The sequence below is a fragment of the Streptomyces sp. NBC_00483 genome, from assembly GCF_036013745.1.
Classification (GTDB): domain Bacteria; phylum Actinomycetota; class Actinomycetes; order Streptomycetales; family Streptomycetaceae; genus Streptomyces.
In genome coordinates, this window is the sequence record NZ_CP107880.1 from 9,500,843 (window position 1) to 9,519,585 (window position 18,743).

The 18,743-nt window shown below is 71.0% G+C and carries 14 protein-coding genes; 9 read left to right on the forward strand and 5 right to left on the reverse strand.

The window, feature by feature from the left end; genetic code table 11:
• Positions 1–32 precede the first annotated feature (32 nt).
• Positions 33–1,322, reverse strand: coding sequence for an MFS transporter (locus OHA73_RS42470; RefSeq protein WP_327658016.1), 1,290 nt, complete (start codon positions 1,320–1,322; stop codon positions 33–35).
• On the reverse strand, positions 1,319–2,743 hold the full coding sequence (locus OHA73_RS42475; protein ID WP_327658017.1) for a M20 family metallopeptidase: 1,425 nt from the start codon (positions 2,741–2,743) through the stop codon (positions 1,319–1,321). The genes OHA73_RS42470 and OHA73_RS42475 overlap by 4 nt, the downstream gene beginning before the upstream one ends.
• Before the next feature lie 162 nt (positions 2,744–2,905).
• Here OHA73_RS42475 and OHA73_RS42480 point away from each other — a divergent pair, with 162 nt between their 5' ends.
• Positions 2,906–3,805, forward strand: coding sequence for a LysR family transcriptional regulator (locus OHA73_RS42480; RefSeq protein WP_327658018.1), 900 nt, complete (start codon positions 2,906–2,908; stop codon positions 3,803–3,805).
• 40 nt (positions 3,806–3,845) lie between these two features.
• Positions 3,846–4,391, forward strand: coding sequence for an SET domain-containing protein (locus OHA73_RS42485; protein ID WP_327658019.1), 546 nt, complete (start codon positions 3,846–3,848; stop codon positions 4,389–4,391).
• 129 nt (positions 4,392–4,520) lie between these two features.
• Here the strand turns inward: OHA73_RS42485 and OHA73_RS42490 are convergent, their stop codons facing one another.
• Positions 4,521–6,881: an MFS transporter gene (locus tag OHA73_RS42490; RefSeq protein WP_327658020.1), complete on the reverse strand. Its 2,361-nt coding sequence runs from the start codon at positions 6,879–6,881 to the stop codon at positions 4,521–4,523.
• Between the two features lie 55 nt (positions 6,882–6,936).
• Positions 6,937–7,536 carry a TetR/AcrR family transcriptional regulator gene (locus OHA73_RS42495; RefSeq protein ID WP_266724452.1) on the reverse strand — a complete coding sequence of 200 codons (600 nt, stop codon included), beginning with the start codon at positions 7,534–7,536 and terminating at the stop codon, positions 6,937–6,939.
• Between the two features lie 310 nt (positions 7,537–7,846).
• Here OHA73_RS42495 and kdgD point away from each other — a divergent pair, with 310 nt between their 5' ends.
• From kdgD to OHA73_RS42510, 3 genes are all read left to right on the forward strand, one after another.
• Positions 7,847–8,779, forward strand: a complete 933-nt coding sequence (gene kdgD, locus OHA73_RS42500) for a 5-dehydro-4-deoxyglucarate dehydratase (RefSeq protein ID WP_327658021.1) — start codon at positions 7,847–7,849, stop codon at positions 8,777–8,779.
• A 90-nt stretch (positions 8,780–8,869) separates the two neighbouring features.
• Positions 8,870–10,219 (forward strand): glucarate dehydratase, encoded by a 1,350-nt coding sequence (gene gudD, locus OHA73_RS42505; RefSeq protein ID WP_327658022.1) that lies wholly within the window; start codon positions 8,870–8,872, stop codon positions 10,217–10,219.
• A gap of 119 nt (positions 10,220–10,338) precedes the next feature.
• Positions 10,339–11,661 carry a gluconate:H+ symporter gene (locus OHA73_RS42510; protein WP_266724456.1) on the forward strand — a complete coding sequence of 441 codons (1,323 nt, stop codon included), beginning with the start codon at positions 10,339–10,341 and terminating at the stop codon, positions 11,659–11,661.
• 50 nt (positions 11,662–11,711) lie between these two features.
• On the opposite strand, the gene OHA73_RS42515 is transcribed toward OHA73_RS42510, so the two are convergent.
• Positions 11,712–12,602 carry a LysR family transcriptional regulator gene (locus OHA73_RS42515; RefSeq protein WP_266724457.1) on the reverse strand — a complete coding sequence of 297 codons (891 nt, stop codon included), beginning with the start codon at positions 12,600–12,602 and terminating at the stop codon, positions 11,712–11,714.
• Between the two features lie 155 nt (positions 12,603–12,757).
• On the opposite strand from OHA73_RS42515, the gene OHA73_RS42520 reads away from it, so the two are divergent.
• The 4 genes from OHA73_RS42520 to OHA73_RS42535 all read left to right on the forward strand — a co-directional run bounded on the left by OHA73_RS42520 (position 12,758) and on the right by OHA73_RS42535 (position 18,725).
• Positions 12,758–13,846 carry a zinc-binding alcohol dehydrogenase family protein gene (locus OHA73_RS42520; protein ID WP_327658023.1) on the forward strand — a complete coding sequence of 363 codons (1,089 nt, stop codon included), beginning with the start codon at positions 12,758–12,760 and terminating at the stop codon, positions 13,844–13,846.
• Positions 13,847–13,992: 146 nt separating this feature from the next.
• Complete coding sequence (locus OHA73_RS42525; RefSeq protein ID WP_327658024.1) at positions 13,993–15,366, forward strand: sodium/glutamate symporter; 1,374 nt, start codon at positions 13,993–13,995, stop codon at positions 15,364–15,366.
• Between the two features lie 148 nt (positions 15,367–15,514).
• Positions 15,515–16,960 (forward strand): Nramp family divalent metal transporter, encoded by a 1,446-nt coding sequence (locus OHA73_RS42530; RefSeq protein ID WP_327658025.1) that lies wholly within the window; start codon positions 15,515–15,517, stop codon positions 16,958–16,960.
• A 31-nt stretch (positions 16,961–16,991) separates the two neighbouring features.
• Positions 16,992–18,725: an IlvD/Edd family dehydratase gene (locus OHA73_RS42535; protein WP_327658026.1), complete on the forward strand. Its 1,734-nt coding sequence runs from the start codon at positions 16,992–16,994 to the stop codon at positions 18,723–18,725.
• Positions 18,726–18,743: the final 18 nt, after the last annotated feature.

Consider the following 18,743-nt stretch of genomic DNA (forward strand, 5'->3'; position numbering starts at 1 on the left):
CTCCTTGCGTGGGCGGGCCCGTCGGGCGCTGGTCATCGGGAGTGGAGGGTGCGCCGGCGCAGCACGAACAGGCTGGTCAGGCTCGCCACGGCGGCGAATGCCACCCAGTAGCTGGGGGCCGCGGACTGCCCGGTCGTGTCGAGCAGCCAGGCCGCGATCATCGGGGTGAAGCCGCCGAAGACGGTGACACCGATGTTGTAGCCCACCGCCATGCCGGTCGCGCGGGTCTCGGCCGGGAAGATGCCGGCCATGAGTGCGCCCATGGGTCCGTAATAGCAGCCCTTGAAGAGTGCCATCACCATGACGACGCCGATCAGCATGGCCAGCGAGGGCGCGGCCACGAGGAGCGCGAACATCGGGTAGATCAGCAGCAGGACCGCGCCCGCCGCCGGAATCATGATCGCGATCTGGCCCACCCGGTCGGAGAAGTGGCCCGCCACACTCGTCACCGCGAGCAGCACCAGACCGCCGGCGAGCGCCGCGATGAAGCCCGTGGAGTCCGGGAGACCCAGGGTCTTCGTCGCGTACGTCGGGATGTACGTGATCAGGTAGTTGAGGCAGGTCGTGACGGCGAGCAGCCCGATGGTGAGCAGCACGCCGGCCTTGTGCTCGCGCAGCATGGTGCGCACCGGCGCACGGACGGGTTCGGACTCCGGGGCGGTGGTGGGCGGTTCGGGCACGTTGCGGCGGATGTAGAGGCCCACGGGCGCCACGAGCAGGCCGATGAGGAACGGGATCCTGAAGCCCCATGAGGTGAGCTGGTCCTCGCTGAGGGTCGAGGTGAGCACGGTGCCGAGGAGGGCCGCGAGCAGTGTGCTGGCGGCCTGGCTGGTGAACTGCCAACTGGCGGCGAAACCGCGCCGGTTCGGCATGAACTCGACCATCAGTGCCGTCGCGCTGCCGAACTCGCCGCCCGCCGCGAAGCCCTGGATGAGGCGGGCGAGGAGGATGCCGACCGGTGCGACCGCGCCGATCGCCGCGTACGACGGCATCACGCAGATCAGCAGCGTGCCCAGTGCCATCAACCCGATCGACCAGGACAGCGCGGCCTTTCGACCGGCCCGGTCGGCGTACGAACCCAGGACGAGAGCGCCCACGGGCCGGATCAGGAAGGAGACGCCGAAGGTGCCCAGGGTGAGGAGCAGGGATACGGCCGGGTCGTCGTTGGTGAAGAAGACCTTCGACAGGTACGTCGCGAAGTAGCTGTAGACCGCGATGTCGTACCACTCCAGGGCGTTGCCGATACACGCCGCGGTGATGATCTTCCCTGGGCTCGGGGTGGTGGTGGCCCGTGCCGTGGTTCTCGCTGGTGGCGCGCTCATGGGGTGGTCCCGTCGGTGGAGGGGGCCTGCGGGGGCCAGGTGCCGAGCCCGCTGAGTTCGGCGAGATCCCAGAAGAGGCCGGCCATCACCTGGAGCGACTCGCGGACGAGCGGGGCGGGCAGATGTTCGTCGGGGGCGTGCTGGGAGCAGCCGGGGTAGGAGTGCGGAACCCACACCGTGGGCAGGCCGAGGCCGCGGGAGAAGGCGGAGTTGGGCAGTGAGCCGGCGAGGTTGGGCAGGAGCGCGGGCGTCGTGCCGGTCGTGCGCTCCAGCGAGTCCAGCGTCCAGCGCACCCAGGGGTTGTCCGGGTCGAGCCGGGTCGCCTCCATGCCGTAGTCGGCGGTGACCTCGACCATGTCGAAGCCGTGCTCGTCGAGGTGCTTGCGCAGCGCGCCCTCCACGTCGGACGCCTCCAGGCCGACGACGAAGCGGAGCTGGCAGTGGGCGCGGGCGGTGCCCGGGATGGCGTTGGTGGGGCTGTCCGGCTGGCCCGTGGTCATGGCCAGGACCTCGATGGTGTTCCAGGCGAAGAGGCGCTCGTTCGGGGTGAGCCCCGGCTCGCCCCAGCCGGGATCGGGGGCGGGCCCGTCGGTGCCGGCGGGGATGTCCGCGAGGGCCCGGCGCACCTCGTCGGGGATCCCCGCGGGGCGCAGGCCCTCGACGCGGATGCTGCCGCGGTCGTCCACGAGGCAGGCGATCGCGTTGGCCAGGACGGTGCCGGGGTTGCGCAGCAGCCCGCCCAGGTTGCCGGAGTGGTGGGACCCCTCGCGCAGCTCCAGGGAGAGCGTGAAGTTCACGGCGCCGCGGGAGCCGAGGAAGACGGTGGGGCGGTCCGTCGCGACGCGCGGGCCGTCGGAGCCGATGAGCAGGTCCGCGGCCAGCAGCCGGCCGCGCTCCTGCTCGCAGAACTCGGCGAGGCCGGGGGACCCGAACTCCTCACCGGTCTCCAACAGAAACACGACGTTGTAGCCGAGCGACCCCTGCCGCTGCCCGATGACATGCTCCAGGGCGACGAGATTGACCAGGTGCTGCCCCTTGTTGTCGGCGACCCCGCGCCCGTACCAGCGCTCGCCCTCGACGGTGAGCCGCCAGGGATCGAGCCCGGTGCGCCACCGGTCGGGGTGTCCCGGCTGCACGTCCGCGTGGCCGTAGGTGAGGAGCGTGGGCAGGCCCTCGGCCTCGGTGCGGCGGGCGACCAGGAACGGGTGACGGGCGGAGACGGGGTTCTCCGCGATGTCGACGGCGAACCCCATGCGGTCGAGGCGGGGCGCGACCTCCTCGGCCAAGTAGCGGCGCAGTTCGGGTTCCTGGCGCGGGTCGTGGCTCTCGGTGGGGACCGCGACGAGGCGGGTGAGTTCTTCCCTGAACGTCCCGGAGTCGAAGTGGTGTGCGGCGCTGTCGATCGCGTCCTGTCTGCTCATGGGCCACGACGGTGGCACCGCACGGAAGGGGCCAACAAGGGGTGGTGGGACGTCCGTCGGTGACAATATGGGAACGCGTGCGTTGCCGTTGCGGCAACGCAAACGGGCAAGGCATGTATACGAAAGATTGCCCGCGAAGAGAACGCGAGAGGGGGGAATCCGATGCCACTGGTCGACCCGGCCCTGAAGTACTTCATCGCCGTCTTCGAGACGGGTTCGGTGAACGCGGCGGCACGCCGCCTCTTCGTCGCGGGCTCCGCCGTGAGCCGCCAACTCGCCCGACTGGAAAGGGAGGTGGGCGCCCCGCTCTTCGACCGCCTGCCCAGCGGTGTCATCGCCACCCCGGCCGGGCGCGCGTTCGCGGGCTTCGCGCGGCGGGCGATCCAGGACGCCGAGACGTTCACCGACGAGGTGCATCAGCGCCGGACGACGAGGGCGGTCATCACCGTCGCCGCCACGATCGGTGTCACCCACCACCTACTGCCCGACGTCGCGGCAGGCTTCCACGCGGCGCACCCGGAGGCCCGCGTCATCCTGCATGTCGCGCGGCCGACGGAGGCGACCCAGATGGTGGCGGAGGGCATCGCCGACTTCGGCGTCACCTTCAACATCGCGCTGCCGGCGGGTGTTTCGATCCGTTACACGCAGGAGGCCCCGCTGTGCGCGATCGTCCGCAGGGGGCACCCCCTCGCGGACAAGCAGGCCGTCTCGGTCCGCGACCTCGTCCGGCACCCGGTGGCCCTGCCCTCGACCGACACCACGAGCCGGCTGCTCCTGGAGGCCTCGGTGGCGGCCCACCAGCTCACGGTGGAGGGCGTCTTCGAATGCACGACAGTGGACGCCCTCCTGCGCTTCGTACGCGCCAGCAGTGCGGTCACCCTGGCCAGCCGCGTCACCCTGGGCCCGTCCGACCGCCGCGCACTGGCCGCCGTCCCCTTGGAAGAAAAGGAATTCCGCCAGCGCACCCTCCAGGTCCAATGCCGCGCCGGCCGCGAACTCCCGCCCGCCGCGGCGGATTTCATGGACCGGGTCATCGATACGCTGGGGCATCGGGCGGTGTGAGGGTGTTGGGTGCCTGCGGCCGACGCGTGACGATGAGCCCATGACACGTACACCCGCACCACACTCATGGGAACACCCGGGCATCGAGGTCCGCCCGTCTCCCGTAGGAGGCTCGGGCCTGCTCGCACGGACACCCATCACGACCGGAACAACCGTGGCCCGGCTGGGCGGTCGCCTGGTCTCCGACGCGGAACTGCGCGCCCTCCTCGACGACGCCGTGCGCCACCCGGAACGCCCGTACGTCGACACGATCGCCGTCGCCGACACGAGCCACCTGGTCCTCCCGCCCCGCAGCGAACAGTCCATCGGCTACAGCAACCACAGCTGCGATCCGAACCTGTGGTGGGACGGCCCGTACACCCTCGTCGCCCGTCGCGACATCGCACCGGACGAGGAACTGACCAGCGACTACGCCACCAATACCTGGGACCCGCGGTTCGTCCTGGCGTGTGCGTGCGGCGCGAGGAACGGCTGCCGGGGGACCGTCACCGGAAGCGACTGGCGGCTGCCGGAGTTGCAGGAGCGGTACGGCGATCACTGGGTTCCGGCCGTGCTGGACCGGATCGCCGAGGCGTCGCGGTCATGACCGGCACATCATGACCGGCACATATCGCATCGCCCTCCCTCTGCAAGATGTGCACCTAGCAAAGCGCCGCGGGCGGGGCAGACAGCTGCCCCGCCCGCGGCGGTGTGCTCACTCAGGCGTCGGGGACCGTCAGTCCCCGTGGCCGAGCGCGACGTCGAGGTCGCTCGGGTTGCCGCTGCCCGCCACCGTGACCGGCTTCGACACCGGCGGGTAGCCGCTGGCGATCACCGTGTACGTGGCGCCGGACAGGCCGGCGAAGGCGTACGCGCCGTCGTCGCCCGTGGTGTGCACCGCGACGACGTTGCCCGCCTGGTCGAGGAGCGTGACGCGGGCGTCGTTCACCGGGAAGCCGCCGGTGCCACGGACCGTGCCGGTCAGGGTCGCGGCGGAGCGCAGCACGGCGTCCTGCCGGGTGGCGGTGCCGCCCGCGACCTGGGCCTGACCCGCGAAGGGCTGGAAGCCCTCCGCGCTGGCCGTGAACGTGTAGGCGCCGGGCGGCAGCTGCGGCAGCGAGTAGCCGCCGTCCGTGTCGGTGAGCGCCGAGCCGACGGTCTCACCGCGCTCGTCGGTGGTGATGACGAGCGCGCCGATGACGGGCGCCGAGTCGGACTCGGACCGTACGGTGCCGTAGAGGCCGCCGTCGCCGCTGAGGACGAGGTCGAAGCTGACCGGTCCGTCCGCGCGGAGCGCGAGCGTGGCGACCCGCGGGTCACGGCCGGGCGCCGAGCCGACGAGGACGTAACCGTCGCCGTCGCCGGACGGGGCCGACACCGCGTAGCTGCCGTCGGAGGCGGCGGCGCCGCGGCCGATCTGGGCTCCGGTGCGGTCGATCAGGGTGACCACGGCGCCCGTCAGGGGAGCACCCTGAGCGTCGAGGATCCGGCCGTGCACGCCCGGCCCCTCCACCGCGAGGGCGGTGGCGACGGGAGTGACGGGAGCGGCGGAGGCCACGGACTCGGCGACCTCGGCCGCCTCGGACGTCGACTCGACCTTCTGCTGCGCGTGGGCCAGCGGACGGCCCGCACGGTACAGCAGCACCGAGACGATGAGACCGGCCACGAAGAACCCGGCGGCCCACCAGTACGCGGTCGCGTAGCTGTGCACGGCGGCCTCGGCCTGGTCGAGCTTCGAGGCACCGTGGTCGGCGATGTAGTTCGAGGCGGCCGTCGCGGCCATGGTGCTGAACAGCGCCGTACCGATCGAACCGCCGACCTGCTGCATGGTGTTGACGGTCGCGGCGGCGACGCCCTGGTCCTTCGGGTCGACCCCGAGGGTGGCGAGGCTCATCGCGGGCGGCATCACGAGACCGATACCGACACCGATCATGATCAGCGGCGGCAGCACGTGCGAGGCGTAGCTGCTGGTCACGTCGAGCGCGGTGAGCCAGACCAGGCCGCCCGCGGTGAGACCCATGCCGACCGGGACGACCGGCTTGGGGCCGAGCTTCGGAACCAGCGCCATGGTGGCGACCTGCGCCGTCACCATCAGCGAAAGGATCATCGGCAGGAACGCGACGCCGGTCTCCATCGGGCTCTTGCCGAGGATGATCTGCAGGTAGTAGGTCAGGAACAGGAAGATCCCGAACATGCCCGCACCGGTGATGAACACGCTCACGTAGGACGCGGCACGGTTGCGGTCGGCCAGGACGCGCATCGGCAGCAGCGGGTGCTTGGCCCGGGTCTGCCACACGATGAAGAGCGCGAGCAGCACGACGCCCGCGGCCAGGAAGACCCAGCACATCCAGTTGCCCCAGCTGTGCGTCTCGGCGTTGGAGAAGCCGAAGACGATGCTGAAGAGGCCCGCCGCGACGAGCAGCGTGCCCAGCAGGTCGAGCTTGGGGCGCGGGCCGGGAGCGGGCTTGCGGACGAAGATGACCGCGCCGACGACCGCGACCGCGGCGATGACCAGGTTGACGTAGAGCGTCCAGCGCCAGTCGAGGTGCTCGGTGAGGAAGCCGCCGAGCAGCATGCCGATGGCACCACCGGAACCGGCGATCGCACCGAAGATGCCGAACGCGCGGGCGCGCTCCTTCGGCTCGGTGAACGTCGTCGTGAGCAGTGCCATCGCGGTCGGCGCGAGGATCGCGCCGAACACACCCTGCAGGGCGCGGCCCGCGACGAGCATCGAGAAGCCGGTGGCGGCACCGGCGAGGGCGGACGAGCCCGCGAACCCTATGAGGCCGATGATCAGCGTGTTCTTGCGTCCGAAGAGATCGGACAGCTTGCCGCCGAGCAGCAGGAGGCTGCCGAAGGCGAGCGAGTAGGCGGTGACGACCCACTGGCGGCCGTCGTCGGAGAAGCCGAGGTCCGCCTGGGCGGACGGCAGGGCGATGTTCACGATGGTGGCGTCCAGTACCACCATCAGCTGGGCGAGGCCGATGACGGCCAGCACCCACCAGCGGTGGGGCACGTGGTGCGCGGCCGGGGCGCCCGGCGGCTGTGCGGACGAGGCCGCGGCCGGACGCTCGGGCGCGTCGAGCGGGGTGGGCATTGCGTGGTCCTTCGAGGTCTGTCGGGAGCCGGAGGCCGGGAGGGGCCGGAGGCGGTCAGGCGTTCAGCAGCAAGGGGAGGACGACGGTGTCCACGTAGCGCTGGAGATATTCGGTGTCGGCCGCCTGCCGCTCGAGGAGCGGCCGGGAGAAGACGGAGCCGACGAACATGTGCGGAAGGAAACCGCAGGCGGGCGCGGAGCGGTCGATCTCGCCGCGCTCCGCGGCCCGCGCGAGCATCGCCTCGAACAGGTCGAGCTCGGGCTGGACGAGCGCCTCGTGCACGGCGTCCGCGAGCTCCGCGTCCTTGCGGATGGCCAGCGAGATGCCGCGTACGAGGTCGAGGTCCTTGCGGGCCTCGCCGATCCGCTGCGCGAGCGCGTGCAGATCGCCCCTCAGGGACCCGGTGTCGAGGTCCTCCAGGGAGAACGGCCGCATCTCGCGCAGCGCCTCGGACACCAGGCGTGGCTTGCTGCCCCACTGCCGGTAGAGCGTGGCCTTGCTGCACCGCGACTCCGCGGCGACGGCGTCGAGCGTCATCGTCTCGTAGCCGACGTCGCGTACGAGGTCGAGGGTGCGTCCGTAGAGCTCGCGCTCCCGCTCGGGGGTGAGCCGGGTGCGCCGCTTTCTGCGGGTGAGGGGTTCGGGCAGCCCCATGGATTCCTTGCCTGATGGTGGTGCGCGGATCCGCTCGCGGTCTGTCGTGCGCGGATAAGCGATCCGAAACGGTTTCGTACCGCTAAAAGGTACGCCCTCCCGTCATCGAAACGCAAACGTTTCGCTGTGGGGTTGGTCCGGACCGCCGCCGCAATGATTCCGAATGTGCATCGCAAGATGCGAAATCGGTGTTGGACGCGCATCAGCCCCAGCTCATAGCGTCACGCCAGACCAGTGACGCAGGCCATACGGGAGTCGGCCCGCCTCCTGGTACGTCTGTCGCACACCTCAGTTCGGGAGCACCACCGCTATGACCGCCTACACGCCCGCCGGCCTCGGTCGACGCCTCGGCTCTGGCCTGCTGTCCTTCCCCGTGACCCACTTCCGGGGCGAGGACCACCCCGCCGCCCTCGACTTCGACGAGGAGGCCTTTCGGGAGCACATCGGCCGCCTGGGAGCGTACGAGGTGGCCGGGCTCTTCGCGGCCGGCGGCACCGGCGAGTTCTTCTCGCTGACCGTGCCCGAGGTCGGGCGTGTCGTCGCCGCCGCCGTGGCCGCCGCACCCGAGGGCACGCCGATCCTGGCCCCGGTCGGCTACGGCACCGCCACCGCCGTCGAGATGGCGAAGGCCGCCGAGCGCGCGGGCGCCGACGGCATCCTGCTCTTCCCGCCGTACCTCACCGAGGCCCCGCAGGACGGGCTCGCCGCGCACGTCGAGGCGGTCTGCAAGGCGACGAACCTCGGTGTCATCATCTACAGCCGCGCGAACGCCGTGTACCGCGCCGACACCGTGGCCCGCGTCGCCGAGCGCTGCCCGAACCTGATCGGCTTCAAGGACGGCGTCGGTGACATCGACGCCATGACCCGCATCTACACGAAGCTCGGCGACCGCCTCACCTACATCGGCGGCCTGCCCACCGCCGAGACCTTCGCCCTGCCGTACCTCGAACTCGGTGTCACCACCTACTCGTCGGCCATCTTCAACTTCGTCCCCGAGTTTGCGCTCTCCTTCTACGCGGACGTCCGCGCCCGCCGCCACGACGAAGTGCTGCGCAAGCTGCGGGAGTTCGTCCTTCCGTACACGGAGATCCGCAACCGCAAGAGCGGGTACGCGGTCAGCATCGTCAAGGCGGGACTCACCGTCACCGGCCACCCCACGGGCCCGGTCCGGCCGCCGCTGACCGACCTCGAACCGGACGAACTCGACGCGCTCACCGCGCTGATCAAGGGGATCGACCTCTGAGAGCACACCACGCGCGACCCATGCACTGCCCGCCCCTTCCGTAGGTCCCCTCATCCGCCTGCGAGCCGCACGCGAAAGGTCTCACCGTCCATGAGCACCAAGGTCGTTCCAACCGCCGCCACCCCCGTCGTCGCCTCGATGCGGGTCGTCCCGGTCGCGGGCCAGGACAGCATGCTGCTGAACCTGAGCGGCGCCCACGCCCCGTACTTCACCCGCAACCTGGTGATCCTCACCGACTCCGACGGCCGCACCGGTGTGGGTGAGGTCCCCGGCGGCGAGCCCATCCGCGGCACCCTCGAAGACGCCACCGACCTCGTCGTCGGCCGGCCCGTCGGTGACCCGCAGGCGGTGCTGCGCGCGATACGCGAGCGGTTCGGCGACCGGGACGCGGGCGGCCGCGGCGCGCAGACCTTCGACCTGCGCGTCACCGTGCACGCGGTCACCGCCGTCGAGGCCGCACTGCTCGACCTGCTCGGCCAGTACCTGAACGTGCCGGTCGCGGCGCTCCTCGGCGAGGGCGTGCAGCGGATGTCCGTCCCCGTGCTCGGCTACCTCTTCTACGTCGGTGACCGGCGCCGCACCGACCTCCCGTACCGCGACGAGTCCGACGCGAAGGACGCCTGGGAGCGGTTGCGCAGCGAGGAGGCGCTCACCCCCGAGGCGGTCGTCGCGCTCGCCGAGGCGGCCCAGGAGCGGTACGGGTTCCAGGACTTCAAGCTCAAGGGCGGTGTGCTCGACGGGCGCGCCGAGGCCGAGGCCGTCACCGCGCTCGCCGAACGGTTCCCCGAGGCCCGCATCACCCTCGACCCCAACGGCGGCTGGCTGCTCGACGAGGCCATCGAGATCGGCCGTTCGCTGCGTGACGTGCTCGCGTACGCCGAGGACCCGTGCGGCGCCGAGGGCGGCTACTCGGGCCGTGAGGTGATGGCCGAGTTCCGCCGCGCCACCGGCCTCAAGACCGCCACCAACATGATCGCCACGGACTGGCGGCAGCTGGGCCACGCCATCAAGGCCGACGCGGTCGACATCCCGCTGGCCGACCCGCACTTCTGGACCATGAACGGTTCGGTGCGCGTCGCCCAGCTCTGCGACGCCTGGGGTCTGACCTGGGGTTCGCACTCCAACAACCACTTCGACGTATCGCTGGCGATGTTCACGCACGTCGCCGCCGCGGCGCCCGGTGACATCACCGCCATCGACACCCACTGGATCTGGCAGGATGGCCAGCGCCTGACCCGTGAGCCGCTGCCCATCGAGGGCGGCGCCATCGCCCTGCCCGAACGCCCGGGCCTGGGCGTCGAGTTGGACATGGAGCAGATCGAGGCGGCCCACCAGCGCTACCTCTCCCTCGGCCTCGGCAGCCGGGACGACGCCGCCGGTATGCAGTACCTGGTCCCCGGCTGGACCTTCGACGCCAAGCGCCCCGCGCTGGTGCGCTGAGCCTTCTCCGCTCGCGCCTCTCTTTTGCCGGTGCGGCGTCCGTCCGTGACGCCGCACCGAGCCCTCGCATGCCCTGACTTCAGAACGTGCACCTCCGTCACTTCGAAGGAGAAGTGATCATGCCAATGCTCGTCGTTGCGCTCAGTGTTGTGGCGCTGCTGTTTTTGATGACCAAGATGAAGCTCAACGGCTTCGTTTCCCTGCTTCTCGTCGCGGTGGTCGTCGCGATGGTCCAGGGCATCAGCCTGCCGGAGATCTCCGATGTACTGGAGACCGGTATCGGTGATCAACTCTCCGGCACCCTGCCGGTGATCGGCCTGGGGGCCATGGTCGGCCGCGTGATGGGTGACGCGGGAGCGGCCCAGCGCATCGCCACCAAGCTGACCAAGGCGTTCGGCGACCGATGGGTGCAGGTGGCGATGGTCGTCACCGCGATGCTCATCGGCGTCACGATGTTCTACGAGGTTGCCTTCGTCATCATCGTCCCGGTGGCGTTCACCCTGGTCCGCGTCACCCGGCAGAACCTGCTGTGGATCGGCCTGCCGATGTCCATCGCGCTGTCCACGATGCACAGCTTCCTGCCGCCGCACCCGGGCCCGGTCGCCGTCGCCGAGACGTTCGACGCCTCCATCGGCAAGACGCTCTTCGTCGGCCTGTTCATCGCCGTCCCGGCCGGCGCCCTGATCGCCCTGGTCTGGCCCCGGCTGCCGTTCATCCGCCGGATGAACCCGTCGATACCCGAAGGCCTCGTCACCGAGCACGTCTTCGACGAGGACGAGATGCCGGCCCTCGGCTGGTCGCTCGCGGTCGCCCTGCTCCCGGTGGTCCTCATCGCCGGCGCGGCCATCGCCGAGATGACCCTCGACGACCACGCCCCCGGCATGGGTGTCATCAAGTTCATCGGTTCCCCCGAATTCGCGCTGCTGCTGACCCTGCTGCTGGCCATGTACGTCTTCGGCCCGCGCGTCGGCCGCTCGTTCAAGGAGATCGCCACCTCCTGCGGCGACGCCGCCAAGTCCATGGCCATGATCATGCTGGTGATCGCGGCGGGCGGCGCGTACAAGAACGTCCTCGTCGAGGGCGGCATCGCGGACTACATCAAGAACACCACCGAGCACTGGTCGATCTCGCCGCTCCTGCTCGCCTGGCTGATCGCCGCGATCCTGCGCATCGCCCTCGGCTCGGCCACGGTCGCGGTGTCCACCGCCGCCGGCATCGTGGCACCCCTGGTGGCGAGCAGCGGCGCCTCCCCGGAGCTGATGGTGCTCGCCGTCACCTGCGGCTCGATCGCCTTCTCCCACGTCAACGACCCCGGCTTCTGGATGTTCAAGGAATACTTCAACCTCTCGGTCCTCGACGCGATCAAGGCACGGACCACGTATACGACGGTCCTGGCGTTGCTGGGCCTCGGTGGGGTGTTGGCGCTCAATGCCGTGATGTGAGGGTCTTCCGGCAAGCAGTGACACCGGGTCGCGCGAGGAGCGGCCCGGTGTCACGCCGACATGAGGGCCCGGGTCACCGCCGTGATCGCCGGGGTCGGGGTGCCAGGGAGGCGGGCCAGGTGCACCCGGCGGATCTCGGGCGGTGCCCCCTCGACGCTCAGCAGCGTCACCCCCGGCGGCAGCACCGGAGCGAGTCGGCGCGGCACCGTGGTCACTCCGAAACCGGCGGCGACCAGCTGCGTCTTCGTCAGCCAGTCGCGCGCCGAGTGGACCACGCGCGGCCGTCCGGGCAGACCCGGCCAGACGCCCAGCAGGGGCTCGGAACGGGACGACGGGGTGGCGATCCATGCCGCGTCGACCAACTCGTCGATGTGCACGCCGGCGCGGCCCGCGAACTCCCCGGTCGCCGGGGCCGCCACCACCAGGTCGGTGTCCTCGACGGTCTCGAACCGCAGGCGCGGTGACTCGCCGTCCGACGGCCGGTGCGGCGGGCGGGAGGTGAGCAGCGCCAGGTCGATCGAGCCGGCGCGCAGCGCCCGCGTCAGGCCGGGCGTGGTGCCCTCGCGCGTGGTGACCGTGATCTGCGGATCGGCCTGCGCGAGGCGCCGCAGCGCGGCGGGCAGAAACGCCGCGCCCGCGCTCAGGACGGCGCCCAGACGCACCACTTCCGTCCGCGCCGCGGCCCCGGCGAGTTCACGCTCCGCCGCCGCGACGGCGTCGAGGACGGTCCGGCCGTGCCGCAGCAGGGTCAGGCCCGCCGGTGTGAGCCGCACCCCGTTCCTGCGGCGCTCGAACAGGGCGGCGCCCGCGGCCTGTTCGAGGGCGGCGGCCTGGCGGGAGACGGCCGACTGCGTGTAGCCGAGCCGGGCGGCCGCCGCCGTGAAACTGCCGGACTCCGCGATCTGCCGCAGGACCCGCAGGCCCGCACTGGAGATGTCCATGGGTCCTACGGATACCAGGTCCGCTCCGCACGGACATCAGCGGCACGCCATGCGGACTCCGCATGGCCGGGATGCCGAATCGTCGCTTCCTGCATGCCCGGCGCGCTCCTAACGTCGATCCCGGAAACCGTTCCCTCACACCCGGAGGTCCACCCATGCGCGCAGCGGTCCTGACCGAGTTCGGCGCCCCGCTCACGGTGCGGGAGCTGCCCGACCCGAAGCCCCACGCCGGTGAGGTGTTGGTCGAAGTGCTGGCCGCCTCCGTGGCCCCGTACGCGGACGAGGTCTTCGGCGGCGTACGGAACTACCCGCTCGTCCCGCCCGTCGTGCCCGGCATCGGCGGCGTGGGCCGGATCGTGCACATCGGCCCGGACGCCACCCGGCTGCGCGTGGGCGACCTCGTGTGGTGCGACATGACCGTGCGCTCGCGCGACGACGCGCTGACCCCCGACATCGCGCTCCAGGGCTGGAGTTCGCGCGGCGAGGGCGGCGCCGCGCTCGCCCGGCACCTGCACGACGGGGCGTTCGCCGAGCTGATGCGTGTCCCCACGGAGAACGTCTTCCCGCTGCCCGCGCAGGCGGCGGACGACCCGGCCCGGTGGGCGGCGATCGGCGCGCACATCATCCCGTACGGAGGGCTGCTGGCCGGCGGGCTCGCGGCGGGGGAGACGCTGCTGGTCAGCGGAGCCACCGGGAACCTGGGCAGCTGCGCGGTCGCGATCGCCCTCGCGATGGGGGCGGGGCGGGTGGTCGCGCCCGGCCGGAACCGGGCCGCTCTCGATCTCCTCGCCGACCGGTTCGGCCCGCGGGTGCGCACCGTCCGGCTGACCGGTGACGAGGCCGCCGACAGCGCCGCGACGACCGCCGCGGCCGAGGGGCCGATCGACATGATGCTCGACCTGCTCCCGCCGAGCGCGCCCGGCTCCGTGACGCGCGCGGCGGCGATGACCGTGCGCGAGTACGGCCGCGTCGTCCTCATGGGCGGCGTCGGCATGCTCGGCGGCGACGACCTCGCGTTCCCGTACCCGTGGCTGATGCGCAATTCGATCACGGTGCGCGGGCAGTGGATGTACCCGCGCGAGGCGAACACCGGCATCATCCGGCTGCTCGCCGCCGGTGCGCCGGACCTCGCCGCCGAACGCGTCCGGACCTTTCCGCTCGACGAGGTCAACGAGGCCGTCGCGTACGCGGCCGCCCACGGCGGCCCGTTCGACCGCACCGTTCTGGTGCCCACGAGCGGCTGACCCGGTAAAAACGGCTGACCCGGTGAAGGGGAACCCGGTAAAGCGGAAGCCGGGTTTCCCTTTACCGTTTCTTTGCTGATAGAAAACTCCGGTTCACCCCGCACGTCCCGCACTGACTGAGGTGCCTGCCCCACCCCGGAGTCCCCGTGTCCTACACACCGTGGTCGCTGCTCAGCGACGCCGGTCTCATCGCCGCGCTGCTGCTCGTCGGCACGCTGCTGCGGGCCCATGTCCGGCTGTTCCAGCGGCTGATGCTGCCCTCCAGCGTCATGGCGGGCTTCCTCGGCCTCGCGCTCGGACCCGAGGGGGCGGGGCTGCTGCCCTTCTCCGATCAGCTCGGCACCTACGCGTCCGTCCTGATCGTCGTCGTGTTCGCCTGCCTCGCCCTCACCGACGGCCTCGGCCTCAAGGGCTTCGGCAAGGCGGCCGGCTCGTTCGGCTCGTACGGTGTCGCCGCCTACGCCCTCCAGGTGGGCATCGGCGTCGTCCTCGGCCTGGTGCTGCTGCAGCCCGTGTGGGACGTGCCCGACGCCTTCGGCGCGCTGCTCTTCGCGGGCTGGGCCGGCGGCTTCGGCACGGCGGCAGCCCTCGGCACCGCCTTCGAGGCGAACGGCTGGGAGGGCGCCAGCTCGCTCGGCTTCACCTCGGCCACCGTGGGCATGCTCGTCGGTGTCGTCGGCGGCATCATCCTGTGCAACTGGGGCGCGCGGCGCGGCCACACCAGCAGCGTCGGCCGCTTCGAGACGCTCCCCGAGGAACTGCGCACCGGCCTCGTGCGCGACGAGAAGGAGCGCCACCCCACCGGCAACGCGACCACATCACCCGCCTCGATCGAGCCGCTCGGCTTCCAGATCGCGGTCATCGCCGCGCTCTCCGCGGCCGCGTACGGCGTCTCCGAGTGGATCACCGGGATGTTCCCCTCGCTGATGCTCCCGGTCTTCGCGCTCGCCTTTATCCTCGGCCTGCTCCTGCGCGCCGTCGTGGCCCGCACCAAGGCCTGGAACTACGTCGACGGGGACTCGCTCAAGTCGCTCTCGGGCACCGCCACCGACGTCCTGATCACCTGCGGCATCGCCTCCATCGTGCCCAGCTTCGTCGCCGACTTCTGGCTGCCGCTCGCGCTGATGTTCGCGGTCGGCCTCGCCCTCGTGCTCTTCCTGTTCCTGGTCGTCGCGCCGCGCCTCTTCGAGGGGAACTGGCTCGAGAAGGGGCTCGTCACGTGGGGCTGGACGACCGGCGCCGCCGCGACCGCGATCGCCCTGCTGCGCATGGTCGACCCGAAGCTGAAGAGCGGCACGCTGGAGGAGTTCGGCGTCGCGTACATCCCCGTCGCGCCCGTCGAGACGGCCACAGTGACCTTCGTGCCCGTCCTGCTGTCGGCCGGTGCCGCCTGGGCCGTCGGCGGCGCATGGGCCGCGGTCGGCGTGCTCGCGCTCGTCCTGCCGTGGCTGGCCGGCTGGGCACCGCGCGGCAAGGCGAAGGCGGATGCGTCGCCGGTCAAGGAGAGCGCCGGAGTCTGAGACACCACGCATCGACAACGCCCCGGGCAGGCAAGCCCGGGGCGTTCTTCGTGCACACCCATTGCATGGGCTCCCCGAATCATCCGATGATTGCGGGGCATCGCCAAGCGCTCCACTTCCGCCCCAACGGCCCCCGGAGACGCCCCAGATGACCGAGACCGGAAGCTCCCCCGCCCCATCACCCGCCCCGTTCCCCCTGCGTACCAAGCTCCTCCCGCCACCCGCCGTACGGGAGTTGCCCGCACCGCCCGCGAAGACCTGGCGGATCATCGGCCCCGGCGTCGTGGCCGCCGGAGTCGGACTGTCCTCCGGTGAGTTCATCCTGTGGCCGTACATCGCCACGCAGGTGGGCCTCGTCTTCCTCTGGGGCGCCGTGGTGGGTGTCGTCACCCAGTGGTTCCTCAACATGGAGATCGAGCGCTACACCCTCGCCACCGGCGAGACCGCGGTGACCGGGTTCAACCGCTACTGGCGGCACTGGGGCCTGGTCATGGTGGTGTTCACCTACGCGGCCAACCTCTGGCCCGGCTGGGCCACCAGCTCGGCGACGATGCTCAGTTACGTGTTCGGCGGCACACCCGCCTACATCGGCATCGGCCTCCTGGTCCTCATCGGCCTGATCCTCACCCTCGCGCCCGTCGTCTACAACGCGCTGGAGAAACTGCTCGGCGTCAAGATCCTCGTCATCGGCGGCTTCTTCGTCCTCGCCCTGATCCTCGCCGTCACCGCCACCACGGTGGGTGATCTGCCGAAGGCCGTCACCGACGCGACGTTCCCCTCCGAACTCGGCGTGGCCGTCCTCATGGGCGCCCTCGCCTACGCGGGCGCGGGCGGCGGGCAGAACCTCGTGCAGAGCAACTGGATCCGCGACAAGGGCTTCGGCATGGGCCACTACGTGCCCCGGCTCGTCAGCCCGGTCACCGGCCAGGAGGAGGCCGCGGGCCCCGTCGTCGGCTACGTCTTCGAGCTCAACGAGACGAACATGTCCCGCTGGCGCCGCTGGTGGCGCTTCGCCAACATCGAGCAGGCCGTTACCTTCGTCCTCGTCACCATCGTGACGATCGTGCTGTCGTCGATGCTGGCGCACTCGACGCTGTTCGGGACCGGTGGACTCGAGAACAACGTCGGCTTCATCGAGAAGGAGGGCCAGGTCCTCCAGCAGCGCGTCGGGGACTGGTTCGGTGTCTTCTTCTGGCTGGTCGGTGCGTTCTCGCTGTTCAGCGCGGCCACCGGCATCATCGACTACACGAGCAGGATGGCGGCCGACGTCCTCAAGTCGACGTATCTGCGCGGGAGTCGGACGAGCGAGTCGCGGATGTACGCGCGCCTGGTGTGGGCGGTCGTCGCCGTCGGCGCGATCGTGCTGCTCTCCGGGCTCGACCAGCCGCTCGTCCTGCTCGTCATCTCGGCCTGTGTGTCCGGACTGATGATGTTCGTGTACTCGATCCTGCTCCTCGTCATGAACCGCACCGCGCTGCCCAACCCCCTGAAGGTGCGCGGCCTTCGCGTGGCCGCGCTGGTGTGGGCGGTGGTGCTCTTCGGTGTGCTGTCCGTGCTCACGGCGCGGCAGCAGCTCGCCGACCTGTTCGGCTGAACGACCCCGGCTACGTAGAGGAGAGAAATTCATGGCACATGGTCACGCGGCCCGACGCAGCCAGGCCTGGTTCGGTGCCGCCGGACGCGGCGGCATGGTGTACCGGTCCTGGATGCGCAACCAGGGCTTCGGGCCTGAGGTGTTCGACGGGCGGCCGGTGATCGGGATCGCCGTGTCCGCGTCCGAACTCGCGCCCTGCAACGCCCACTTGCCCCGGGTCGCCGAGGCCGTGAAGCGTGGGGTGTGGCAGGCCGGGGGCTTCCCGCTCGAATTCCCCACCATGGCCACCGGCGAGACACTGATGCGGCCCACGGCCATGCTGTACCGCAACCTCATGGCCATGGAGGTCGAGGAGCTGATCCGCGCCAACCCGCTGGACGGTGTGGTGCTGCTGTCGGGCTGCGACAAGACGACCCCGGCCATGCTCATGGGCGCCGCGAGCGTCGACCTGCCCGCCGTGATGGTCACCGGCGGCCCGATGCTCAACGGCAAGTTCCAGGGCCGCGACGTCGGTTCGGGCACGGCGGTGTGGCAGATGGAGGCCGAGGTCAAGGCCGGGCGGATGACCGAGGAGGAGTGCTTCTTCGCCGAGGGCTGCATGGCCCGCTCCAACGGCCACTGCATGACGATGGGCACGGCCTCCACCATGGCGTGCATGGCGGAGACGCTCGGCATGCAACTCCCGGGCTCCGCGACCTGGCCCGCGGTCGACATGCGCCGCTACGAGACCGGGCAGGCGGCAGGCCGCCGCATCGTGGACATGGTGGACGAGGACCTGCGCCCCTCCCGCATCCTCACCCGCGAGGCCTTCGAGAACGCGATCCGCACGAACGCGGCGATCGGCGGCTCCACCAACGCCATCATCCACCTGACGGCGCTCGCCGGCCGGGTCGGCGTGGACCTCGACACCGAGGACTTCGACCAACTCGCCCGCGACATACCGACCTTGCTCAACCTGATGCCGTCCGGCACCTACCTCATGGAGGACTTCTGCTACGCGGGCGGCCTGCCCGCCGTCCACCACGAGCTGGTACTGGCCGGGCTGCTGCACGGCGAAGAGCTCACCGTCACCGGGCGCAGCATCGCCGAGAACGTGGCGGACGCGGAGCGTATCGGCGACGAGGTGATCACGCCAGTGGTGGCGCCCTTCCAGCCGGCGGGCACGGGGACGGCCGTCCTGCGCGGCAACCTCTGTCCCGACGGCGCTGTCATCAAGCAGTCCGCGGCCTCGCCCCACCTGCTCACCCACACCGGCGTCGCCCGCGTCTTCGACTCCCCGGAGGCCTATCACGCGGTGTGCGACGACCCGGACCTGGACGTCGACGAGAACACCGTGCTCGTCATCCGCGGCGCGGGACCGAAGGGCTACCCCGGCATGCCCGAGGTCTCGAACGTGCCCCTGCCCACCAAGCTGCTGAAGGCCGGCGTCACCGACATGGTGCGCGTCTGCGACGGCCGGATGAGCGGCACGGGGTACGGCACGGTCGTCCTCCACGTGGCACCGGAAGCGGCGGTCGGCGGCCCCCTGGCCCTCGTACGCGACGGGGACACCATCACCCTGGACGTACCGAAGAGGTCACTCGAACTGGACGTGGACGAAGCGGAGTTGGCGAAGCGACGCGCCGCATGGCAGCCGCCGGCGCCGCGACGCACGAGCGGCTACGCGTGGCTGTACACGCAGCACGTCGAGGGTGCCGACCGGGGCGCCGACTTCGACTTCCTGCGCGGATGCCGCGGGAGCGCCGTGCCGCGCGACTCGCACTGAGGCGGGTGTGGGTAGCCT